This is a genomic window from Oikeobacillus pervagus (assembly GCF_030813365.1).
GTDB classification, from domain to species: Bacteria; Bacillota; Bacilli; order Bacillales; family DSM-23947; genus Oikeobacillus; species Oikeobacillus pervagus.
Genome location: NZ_JAUSUC010000019.1, coordinates 52,941 through 63,734 on the forward strand (window position 1 = coordinate 52,941; position 10,794 = coordinate 63,734).

10 protein-coding genes are annotated in these 10,794 nt (G+C 37.0%); 1 reads left to right on the forward strand and 9 read right to left on the reverse strand.

The annotated features are described in order from the left end of the window. Nucleotides 1–27: 27 nt before the first annotated feature. Both J2S13_RS09000 and J2S13_RS09005 read right to left on the reverse strand, forming a co-directional pair. Nucleotides 28–228 (reverse strand): DUF951 domain-containing protein, encoded by a 201-nt coding sequence (locus J2S13_RS09000; protein ID WP_307257406.1) that lies wholly within the window; start codon nucleotides 226–228, stop codon nucleotides 28–30. 15 nt (nucleotides 229–243) lie between these two features. Next, nucleotides 244–1,143 (reverse strand): mechanosensitive ion channel family protein, encoded by a 900-nt coding sequence (locus J2S13_RS09005; RefSeq protein WP_307257407.1) that lies wholly within the window; start codon nucleotides 1,141–1,143, stop codon nucleotides 244–246. Between the two features lie 190 nt (nucleotides 1,144–1,333). On the opposite strand from J2S13_RS09005, the gene yyaC reads away from it, so the two are divergent. Further along, nucleotides 1,334–1,948, forward strand: coding sequence for a spore protease YyaC (gene yyaC, locus J2S13_RS09010; protein ID WP_307257408.1), 615 nt, complete (start codon nucleotides 1,334–1,336; stop codon nucleotides 1,946–1,948). Nucleotides 1,949–2,137: 189 nt separating this feature from the next. On the opposite strand, the gene J2S13_RS09015 is transcribed toward yyaC, so the two are convergent. From J2S13_RS09015 to mnmE, 7 genes are all read right to left on the reverse strand, one after another. Then, nucleotides 2,138–2,845: a DUF554 domain-containing protein gene (locus tag J2S13_RS09015; protein WP_307257409.1), complete on the reverse strand. Its 708-nt coding sequence runs from the start codon at nucleotides 2,843–2,845 to the stop codon at nucleotides 2,138–2,140. A gap of 240 nt (nucleotides 2,846–3,085) precedes the next feature. Continuing rightward, nucleotides 3,086–3,937, reverse strand: a complete 852-nt coding sequence (locus J2S13_RS09020; protein WP_307257410.1) for a ParB/RepB/Spo0J family partition protein — start codon at nucleotides 3,935–3,937, stop codon at nucleotides 3,086–3,088. Next, complete coding sequence (locus tag J2S13_RS09025) at nucleotides 3,930–4,691, reverse strand: ParA family protein (RefSeq protein WP_307257411.1); 762 nt, start codon at nucleotides 4,689–4,691, stop codon at nucleotides 3,930–3,932. The genes J2S13_RS09020 and J2S13_RS09025 overlap by 8 nt, the downstream gene beginning before the upstream one ends. A 266-nt stretch (nucleotides 4,692–4,957) precedes the next feature. Continuing rightward, nucleotides 4,958–5,800, reverse strand: a complete 843-nt coding sequence (gene noc, locus J2S13_RS09030) for a nucleoid occlusion protein (protein ID WP_307257412.1) — start codon at nucleotides 5,798–5,800, stop codon at nucleotides 4,958–4,960. Nucleotides 5,801–6,079: 279 nt separating this feature from the next. After that, nucleotides 6,080–6,796 carry a 16S rRNA (guanine(527)-N(7))-methyltransferase RsmG gene (rsmG, locus tag J2S13_RS09035; RefSeq protein WP_307257413.1) on the reverse strand — a complete coding sequence of 239 codons (717 nt, stop codon included), beginning with the start codon at nucleotides 6,794–6,796 and terminating at the stop codon, nucleotides 6,080–6,082. A 20-nt stretch (nucleotides 6,797–6,816) separates the two neighbouring features. Beyond that, nucleotides 6,817–8,703: a tRNA uridine-5-carboxymethylaminomethyl(34) synthesis enzyme MnmG gene (gene mnmG / locus J2S13_RS09040; protein WP_307257414.1), complete on the reverse strand. Its 1,887-nt coding sequence runs from the start codon at nucleotides 8,701–8,703 to the stop codon at nucleotides 6,817–6,819. A gap of 27 nt (nucleotides 8,704–8,730) precedes the next feature. Then, complete coding sequence (gene mnmE, locus J2S13_RS09045; RefSeq protein ID WP_307257415.1) at nucleotides 8,731–10,116, reverse strand: tRNA uridine-5-carboxymethylaminomethyl(34) synthesis GTPase MnmE; 1,386 nt, start codon at nucleotides 10,114–10,116, stop codon at nucleotides 8,731–8,733. Between the last annotated feature and the right edge of the window lie 678 nt (nucleotides 10,117–10,794).

Below are 10,794 nucleotides of genomic sequence, written 5' to 3' on the forward strand. Positions count from 1 at the left end.
GTATAATGAACCTTAAGGACCATCTCTTTATTCTTCAGTCGCTGTTTCAAGTACTTTCTTCATTTTCTTAACAAAATCTTTGCGGGGAAGCATCACACTATGCTGACAACCTTCACATTTTATTCGAATATCCATTCCGATACGGATTACCTTCCAACGATTCACCCCACAAGGATGGGGTTTTTTCATCTCGACAATATCATGTAATTGAAAGTTTTTTTGCTCCATTTCCTTTCTCCTCCCTTATTCGCCTCCGTGTTTTACTTCCACAGGTTTTTCCTGTTGTTCTTTCCTTGAGTACGTAACAAGTCGTGGGTATGGGATTTCGATTCCATTCTGGTCTAGACATAATTTGATTTCTTTACGAATCATTCGGGCAATATACCAATGGTTTGTCGGTAGAGTTTCGGCTGTAATTCTTAATACAATATCAGATGCAGCAAGATTCTGTATTCCTAAAAGTTGTGGAGGGGCAACGATTTCTTCATATTTGCCCGGCAAAACTTGCAATAATTCTTCTATTACTTTTTCAGCTTTTTGAATATCCGATTCATAAGCAATACTCACATCGATGATCGCAATGCTATTATGAATAGAAAAGTTCGTTACCTCAGTAATACCTCCATTAGGCAATACATTTAACTCACCATTGATTCCTTTAATTTTCGTCGTTCTCAACCCAATTTCCTCAACGGTCCCTTCAAATTGCCCAATTCTTACATAGTCCCCAACCGAGAATTGATCTTCAAAAATAATAAAAAATCCTGTAATCACATCGCGCACTAAGTTTTGAGCTCCAAAACCAATAGCTAATCCAACAACTCCTGCACCAGCAAGCAACCCTTTAATGTTAAAAGTTAGTATTTCTAAAATATTGATAATCGCCATAAAATAAACTACATAGGAGATAATATTCTCTAGCAATTTCAGTAATGTATTTTCCCTTCTTTCAGACACGGTTAAAGGAGATTTAGACCGGAGTCTGAAAAAGTTACGAAGGATAATCCTTCCAATCCTTACAACAATTCCAGCTAACAGTAAGGTAATTATTATTCTTAATGATCCTTCCCCTATCGCTATCCATGTATCTTCACTTGAGAACTTTTCCCATAGTTTATCAACCATTTTTTCATATACGTTCATGATTATTTTCTCTCCCTTTTCCTCATCACTGAGAGCATGTATATTTTATCAATTTTCATTTGACTTTTGTAGTACTAAACTTTTTCAATTCAATTTATTTCCATATTACTAAAACAATTATTCCATTTTTATGTATAGAAATTTCTTCATATCCGTATACTATTACTATGATTGAAAAGGAGTGGATCTAATGAAGCTTAAAGGGATCTTTGACCGAAAACCTGAACCAATGAGAGTTGAATATACAGACCATATTGCAACGAAAAAGATTTCCCATGAAATATTATCACTTCTCCCAGCATCTGCTGGACGCCCAATCATTTTCGTTTGCATCGGAACAGATCGGTCAACAGGTGACTCCTTAGGTCCACTCACAGGAACTTTTCTTGCCGAAAGCGAGCTTTCTCATTTTCACATCTATGGCACTTTGGATGATCCCGTCCATGCAGTAAATTTGCAGGAAAAGCTCGATTCCATCCATAAGGAACATGTGAATCCTTTTATTATAGGGGTGGATGCCTGCTTAGGAAAATTAAAAAGCGTCGGAATCATTCAAATTGCGAATGGACCTGTCAAACCAGGAGCCGGTGTCCAAAAAGAACTTCCGCCTGTTGGTGAGGCCCATATTACTGGAATTGTCAATGTCAGTGGTTTTATGGAATTTTTTGTTCTACAAAACACACGATTAAATCTTGTCATGAAGATGGCAAAAATCATTTCAAAAAGCATAGTAGAAGTCTCTCGTAAATATCAACGAAGATTAGAATTACATCCACTTGTAACAGATGAAGAGAGGACACTATAAAGTGAAACTTCATTCAGTGGGGGTTTTACTGCCCGTTAAGGCGGGATAAATGCGAAACCTTATCTTAGTGTTGGTTGAACGGTCTAGGAAACAAATACCACTATCTAATTGAAGGCCCTTGCCATTCATCATGCGGAATAAAATCTGATTGCTTTTGCACTCGGATTTTTTTGCTTTATCATCAACTTATCAAAAAGCATGAAGACATCCGACTATGACTGCAACGATGAGTATACTCGGTAATAAATTTGCAACGCGAATTTTGGTTAGACCTAATACATTCAAGCCAATGGCAAAAATCATAATCCCCCCAACAGAAGTCATTTCTAAAATAAATTGATCCATTAAATTTTGAGGGATCAAACGATTAATCTGTGTGGCAAAGATAGCGATGATCCCCTCATAAAGAAAGACAGGAATAGCTGAGAAAAGCACGCCAATCCCAAATGTTGTCGTTAAAATCAATGCTGTAACCCCATCTATGATAGACTTTGTCAATAGAACATCATGATTCCCCCGAATTCCACTGTCCAATGCTCCAATCACGCCCATTGCGCCAATGACAAAAATTAACGTAGCTGTCACAAAACCTTCCGAAATGCTAGCATTCCCCTTTTCTTTAGATCCAATTTTATTTTCTAGCCACCTTCCCATTTGATTTAATCGTTCTTCTAAAGCCATGAACTCGCCTATAGCCGCTCCAACGACCATGCTAATGATGACAATTAAAAAATTCTCACTTTTAAACCCCATTTGTAAACCTAATACAATCACAGCTAATCCAATTGCTTGCATCACCGTGCCTTTCATAGCCTCAGGGATCCGGTTAAGGAATTTCCCTATCGCTGCCCCTAACATAATCGTGGCCCCATTTACAATCGCCCCAGTCAGTACCATCTGTATTCATTCCCTTTTACTAGATTTCTGAACTTTTAGAATACTACTAAAATAACATGAACTAGATGATATTTCGATTATGAAACATAAACTCCTACTCAATTCAAAAAAAAGAAACAAAAGACGGCCGAAGAGATTCCGACTAACTTTTGTTTACCATGTACCCTTGTTTCACTTCTTCTTAAGAGAAGAGGAGAGAATCAAAAAATCACTTTCCTAATGACTTGTTTACAATGAACGTTATCGATCAAGTAAATCAAGAATTCGCTGCAAGTCTTCTTGATTAAAAAATTCAATCTCAATTTTCCCTTTTTCTTTCCCTTTTAGTTGTTTAATTGTAACCGTTGTTCCCAATGTTTCTCTTAAAACATTTTCTTGTTCCTCAAGAAAAAGATTCTTTTCTTCCTTTGCAACTTTTGTTTCACGTGGAACATTTTCATTCAACTGTTGAATCAATGTTTCAAGTTGACGTACATTGATATGTTCCTTTACGACTTTTTTCACCAATGATGATAAATGTTCTTTTTTTCTTAACCCTAATAATGCTCTACCATGCCCCATGGAAATAATTCCATCGGATATATGTTGCTGAATTTCCGCCGGTAAGGATAATAATCGAATATGGTTGGCAATATGTGGACGGCTTTTTCCTAATCTTTTTGCTAATTGCTCTTGTGTTAGATCCAGTCTTTCTATTAGCATTTGGTAGGCCGTTGCTTCTTCAATTGGGGTTAAATCTTCACGTTGAAGGTTTTCTAGAATGGCCATTTCCATCATTTGTTGATCTGATAATTCTCGGACCACAACTGGAACTTTTTCTAGGTTCGCCTTTTTAGCAGCACGGTATCTTCTTTCACCAACCACTATTTCAAACCCTTTAATACTTTCTCTCACAATAAGTGGTTGGAGGATTCCATGTTGCAAAATAGATTCTTTCAGTTCATCAATCGCTTCTTTTTGGAACACTTTACGAGGCTGATAAGGATTGGGACGTAATTGGTTAATTGCAACTTCTTGAACGACCTCTTCCTTTTTACCTGTTTTCATATTCGGAAAAAGTGCATCGATTCCCTTTCCAAGTCCTCTAGCCATTTACGACCACCTCCTTCGCAAAATCTAAATATACGTCAGCCCCTCTTGATTTGGGGTCATATATAATAATAGGTTCACCATGGCTAGGCGCTTCACTTAAACGAACATTTCGGGGAATGATCGTGCGGTACACTTTGTCTTGAAAATATTTCTTCACTTCTTCTATCACTTGAATTCCAAGATTTGTTCGGGCATCCAGCATAGTTAATAACACCCCATCAATCATTAAATCATGATTCAAATGTTTTTGGACAAGTCGAACTGTATTTAATAATTGACTAAGTCCTTCTAATGCATAGTACTCACATTGAACAGGGATAATGACGGTATCAGAGGCAGTTAATGCATTTATCGTAAGCAATCCTAATGAAGGTGGGCAATCAATGATGACAAAATCATATTGATGCTTGATTACTTCTAATGCTCTCTTTAATCTCACTTCTCTTGAAATAGTTGGTACAAGTTCAATTTCAGCACCAGCAAGTGAGATCGTTGCAGGAATGACATAGAGATTCTCCACTTTTGTCGCAAGTGTCACTTCTTCAATACTCGTGTCATCAATCAGAACATCATAAATACATTGTTGGATGTCTCCTTTATCAACTCCCACACCACTCGTCGCATTTCCCTGTGGATCAATGTCCACAAGCAAGACTTTTTTTCCTATGTATGCTAAACAAGCACCTAAATTAACAGACGTAGTCGTTTTTCCTACCCCACCTTTTTGATTAGCAATGGAAATGACTTTCCCCAATAGTTTTCACCTACCTTTAATGTCCAAGTAAATTAGTGATGATGTATTCTATTTTACCAAATATTATTGAACTCGTTATCTTTGAAGTTGTAAAAATATCATTTTCGGATTGAAGTACTAACTTTTAGTCGAAATGAATAGGTCGAAATGACTCCTTATGACTGCTATTTTGATAGACTTTCCCTTAAATCATTTTTTTCGCTATTTTTCCACAAAAAAGTGAGAAACATTCCTGATTCTATGCTTCTCACTTTCTTATATTATTCCTATTTCTTCTTTGGAATGCGAATGGTGAATTGATAATATTCCTCGAGGTCTTCTTCTTCAGAATCTAACTTAATTCCACTGTCAGAAACCATTGATAGCGATTGCCGAATCGTATTGACTGCAATACGCATATCTTTACTAAATGCCTTTCTGCGGGGTTTCGGTTTTTTCTCTGTTTGATCTAACATTTTTATAACTCGTTCTTCTGTTTGCTTAACATTTAAACTTTTATCTATAATTTCATTCATTAATTGAAGTTGCTTTTCATGATCTTTCAATGGTATAAGTGCACGGGCATGTCTTTCAGTGATGGCCTTTTGTAAAAGTGCATCTTGAATATCCTGAGGAAGTTTTAGAAGTCGCAGTTTATTCGCAACGGTTGATTGACCTTTTCCCAACCGTTGTGCTAATGCTTCCTGTGTCAAATTATGCAATTCAATTAATTTCCCATAGGCAACTGCCTCTTCTATAGGAGACAGCTCTTCTCTTTGTAAGTTTTCAATTAATGCGACAGAAGCAGTTTCTGTATCATTTAAATTTTTTATAATAGCTGGAACCGTTTCCCAACCTAATGTTTGTACTGCTCGCCAACGTCGTTCCCCTGCGATAATTTCATATTGGCCTTTGTCAAACTCACGCAAGACAATGGGTTGAATAATTCCATGAGTGTGAATGGTTCTTGCCAGTTCTACTATTTTCCCTTCATCAAAAATAGTCCTTGGTTGAAAGCGATTTGGTACAATTTGAGAAACAGGAATTTGCTTTACTTCTTCTCTCTCACTCGCCGATAACTCTTCCTCTTTTTCGCTTAAGCTAAAGAAACGAGAGAAAGGATGCTTCATCGTCCTACACCACCTTTGAGAAACTCCCATAATACATATTCTCTCTCATGCTGACAAGTTCCTTCATGATCAGCTTGAGATTTCGTTTTTTCGTTTTGCATTTTTCGACAATAAATTTTTCTTCCCCACCTTATTCATGGCATTTGCTCATGATTTAAGAATAGCTTTTATTTCGCACTATTTCTTGGGAAATATCCCTCTATGTAAAAAGGAGAAACAGCCATCACAGCTATTTCAACTTGATTGTTGTGAAGGTTTGCTTAAAAAAAAAGCAATTCATTATTCAATCGGCATTTTATTGGGTGTCCCTGGTTTCCGGGGATATTTTTTAGGTGTTGCTTTGACTTTTTTTATGAAAATGATATTTCTTTCGCTCTCTTCAATAGGCAATTGGAAGTGATGAACCTCTTCAAATTGTCCTCCAAGCACCTTGATTGCCTTTTGAGCATTTTCTAACTCCTCATTCGCTGTAGCAGCTTTCATAGCAAGGAACGTTCCATTTATTTTTACCAATGGTAGACATAATTCACTTAAAACAGACATTCTTGCAACTGCCCTTGCTGTCACGACATCATAAGATTCTCGATGATCCTTCCTTTTGGCAAATGTCTCAGCACGATCATGGAAGAATGAAACATTTTCCAACTGGAGTTCTGTCGCTAATTTTTCTAAAAAGGTAATTCGTTTCTTTAAAGAGTCCACAATGGTCACATTTAAATGCGGAAAAACGATTTTAATCGGGATACTTGGAAATCCTGCACCTGCCCCTACGTCGCAAACTGCTTGTCCCTGATGAAAATCATAATAAAAAGCGGCAGAAATTGAATCGAAAAAGTGTTTTAAATACACCTCTTCTTTTTCTGTAATAGCCGTTAGATTAATTTTCTCATTCCATTCAACTAAAAGCTCGTAATATCGTTCAAACTGATGAAGTTGCTTGGAAGAAAGGGAAATCCCCTTCTCCAGCAAACGTTCTTGAAAACTGTCCACATTCATTAATTTTATCCTTCCACCATTTATGATAAGCGAGCAATTCGCCCTTGTTCAATATAAACAAGTAAAATGGATATATCTGCCGGATTAACCCCAGAGATCCGAGAAGCTTGTGCAATCGATAATGGTCTAATCTTATTCAACTTTTGACGAGCTTCAGTTGCAATCCCATTAATCGCATCATAATCAATATCCTCTGGTATTTTTTTATCCTCCATCTTTTTCAACTTTTCAACTTGTTGTAAAGATTTTTCAATATACCCTTCATATTTCACTTGAATTTCTACCTGTTCAATAATATTTGCTTCCAATTCTTCCTCACTCGGAGCTAGCTTTTGTATATGTTCATAAGTCATTTCCGGACGGCGTAATAAGTCAGAAGCACGAATTCCATCTTTTAATGGACTTCCACCTGCTTCACGAATGAGATTTTGCGTTTCTTCATTCGGCTTAATCGTGATGGATTTCAATCTCTTCATTTCTTTCTGGATCGCTGCCTCTTTTTCTTTAAAGCGTCGATATCGTTCTTCACTAATTAATCCGGCTTCATAACCGATCGGTGTTAATCTTAAATCAGCATTATCATGGCGAAGTAATAAACGATATTCGGCTCTAGATGTGAGGAGTCGATATGGTTCATTCGTACCCTTTGTCACTAAATCATCAATAAGTACACCAATATAAGCATCAGAACGACTTAAAATAATTTCTTCTTTTCCTAAAATATTTCGAGCAGCATTAATACCTGCCATTAAACCTTGAGCAGCCGCTTCTTCATAGCCAGATGTCCCATTGATTTGTCCTGCTGTGTACAAGTTTTTCACCGTTTTCGTTTCTAATGTCGGCCAAAGCTGAGAAGGAACAATCGCATCATACTCAATAGCATAACCTGCTCTCATTAACTGTGCCTTTTCTAAGCCTGGGATCGTTTGTAAAATACGATGCTGAACATCTTCTGGTAGGCTTGTTGATAGTCCTTGTACATATACTTCTTGAGTATGTCGACCTTCAGGCTCTAAGAAAATTTGATGTCTTGGTTTATCATTAAAACGAACGACTTTATCTTCAATTGAAGGACAATATCTCGCACCAGTCCCCTTAATCATTCCTGAAAACATTGGGGAACGATGTAAATTTTCGTCAATAATTTTATGAGTTTTATCATTTGTGTAGGTTAACCAACAAGGAAGTTGGTCTGTAATATATTCTACTGTTTCATAGCTGAAAGATCTTGGTGTTTCATCCCCAGGTTGAATTTCTGTCTGACTATAATCGATCGTTTGACTGTTCACACGTGGAGGTGTACCTGTTTTAAATCGCACAAGTTCAAAACCAAGTTCTTGTAAATGCTCTGACAATTGAATAGATGGCCGTTGATTATTTGGGCCACTGGAGTATTTTAAATCTCCTAAAATGATTTCTCCTCGTAAAAATGTACCTGTTGTAATAATGACAACTTTAGAACGGTACGTAGCGCCTGTATGAGTAATGACCCCTTTACATTCACCATCTTCAACTACAAGCCGCTCCACCATTCCTTGAGTTAAGGTCAAATTGGGTTCCATTTCTAGAGTATTTTTCATTACTTGTTGGTAATAGACTTTATCCGCTTGTGCCCGAAGTGCCCGAACAGCTGGACCTTTTCCTGTATTCAGCATTCTCATTTGGATATGGGTTTTATCAATGGTTTTTCCCATTTGTCCGCCAAGAGCGTCAATTTCACGAACTACGACACCCTTCGCCGGTCCTCCAATGGAAGGATTGCATGGCATAAAAGCGACCATGTCTAAGTTGATCGTAACCATCAATGTTTTTACACCCATTCTTGCTACTGCTAAGCCTGCTTCAACACCGGCATGACCAGCACCTACAACTATACAATCATATTGACCTGCCTCATATTGCTGCATTATTTGTTTCTTCCTCCTTTAAATTCGTTACTTTCCAAGGCAGAATTGCGAAAATAGTTGATTAATTAAACTATCTTGTACACTGTCTCCGATAATTTCACCTAATAAATCCCATGTTCTTGTTAAATCAATTTGAACAATATCAATCGGGGTTCCTAACTCAGCGGCCTCGATTGCATCATCAATAGCCTGTTTCGCTTGATTTAAGAGAGCGATATGGCGACTATTTGAAACATATGTTGGATCGCCAGCTTCAATTGTTCCTTCGAAGAATAATGAAGCAATGGATTCTTCTAATTCATCCACTCCTTTTTCTTCTAAAAGCGAAGTGGTCACAAGACGATGATGTTTTGCCAATTCTTTCACACGACTCAAATTGATTTTTTCAGGTAAGTCGGTCTTATTGATAATCACGATGACATCCATACCTGCTACTGCTTCAAAAAGCTTTTCATCTTCCTTTGTTAACTCATCTGCATAGTTCAACACTAATAAAATCAAGTCGGCTTCCTTTAATACTTTCCTTGATCGCTCGACCCCAATACGCTCGACAATGTCCTCTGTTTCTCTTATTCCAGCAGTATCAACGAGACGAAGGGGAACTCCTCTAACATTTACATATTCCTCAATGACATCTCGGGTTGTACCGGGAATATCGGTTACAATGGCTTTATTTTCTTGTACAAGTGCATTTAGTAAAGAAGATTTCCCTACATTTGGGCGTCCAATAATAACGGTTGACAAGCCTTCACGTAAAATTTTCCCCTGTTGTGAAGTTGTTAATAATTTTTCAATTTCTCTTTGGACCATTTTCGACTTCTCCAGTAATATTTTCGTCGTCATCTCTTCTACATCGTCATATTCTGGGTAATCAATATTCACTTCTACATGTGCGAGAACTTCTAATATTTCCTGCCGTAAGGAACGAATGAGTTTCGACAAGCGCCCTTCCATCTGATTTAACGCTACATTCATCGCTTTATCTGTTTTCGCACGGATTAAATCCATCACCGCTTCAGCCTGTGATAAATCGATTCGTCCATTTAGAAACGCACGTTTTGTAAATTCACCTGGTTCTGCTAATCTAGCTCCAGCATTAAGGACTAATTGAAGAACGCGATTGACGGAAACAAGGCCTCCATGACAGTTCAGTTCAACGACATCTTCCCTTGTAAAGGTCTTAGGCCCCTTCATTACGGATACCATCACTTCTTCAGCCACTTCATTTGTTTTAGGATCGATAATATGGCCATAATGGATCGTATGTGATGACATTTCAACTAATTTTTTCCCACTTTTGCTTTTAAAAACAACATCAGCAATTTCAAATGCTTGAGGTCCACTTAAACGCACAATCGCGATAGCCCCTTCTCCCATTGGCGTAGAAATTGCAGCAATTGTATCAAGTTCCATTTTCTCACCTCTTTCATCTTCTAAATGTCTATATAAACACATCTTTCATTCAGTGTTTTTCCGATCATCTTGTATAAGGAACCTTCATTCATTTCGATTCAAAGGGCTCAAACAGAAAAATTTCCTGAATTTATTTCCCTAATTTATTAGAATACCACATCATGGTTTTCTGTAAAAGAGAACAATATTTATCCACAAGCAGCCTATATCCATTTATTTTAACTTATTCACATGTGAATAACAATAAAGGGAGGTCTGAAGTATTGGGCGAAAGGTGATACTTGTGGATCGTTTTAAAAGAAGTAGCGAGAAAGAAAAAAAAACTAGAAAATAATTAGAGGAAAGCACACAATCCCTTTGAAAAATAGACATATTTAGTAATTGGTAGAATGAAAAATTTAAGAAATGTTAATATTTTGAATAAAATATTATTACTCAACTTTCGCACCAGAAAAATAAGCGCTAATTGTTGGCTGTATTGTATTTAATATCTATTAAATATGTTGCTTGACAATGTTTTTTAAAAATGAAAAAACACCTCATTCTTTGGTATAGTGTAATTGACTAGAAAACACTACCATACAGAAGAGGTGCTCCCTATATGATAGATCAAAATAGCCAATATAATCAACTACCAAAAGAACTCGATTCTGTTTTTTCTGAGCTTGAAATGAATAA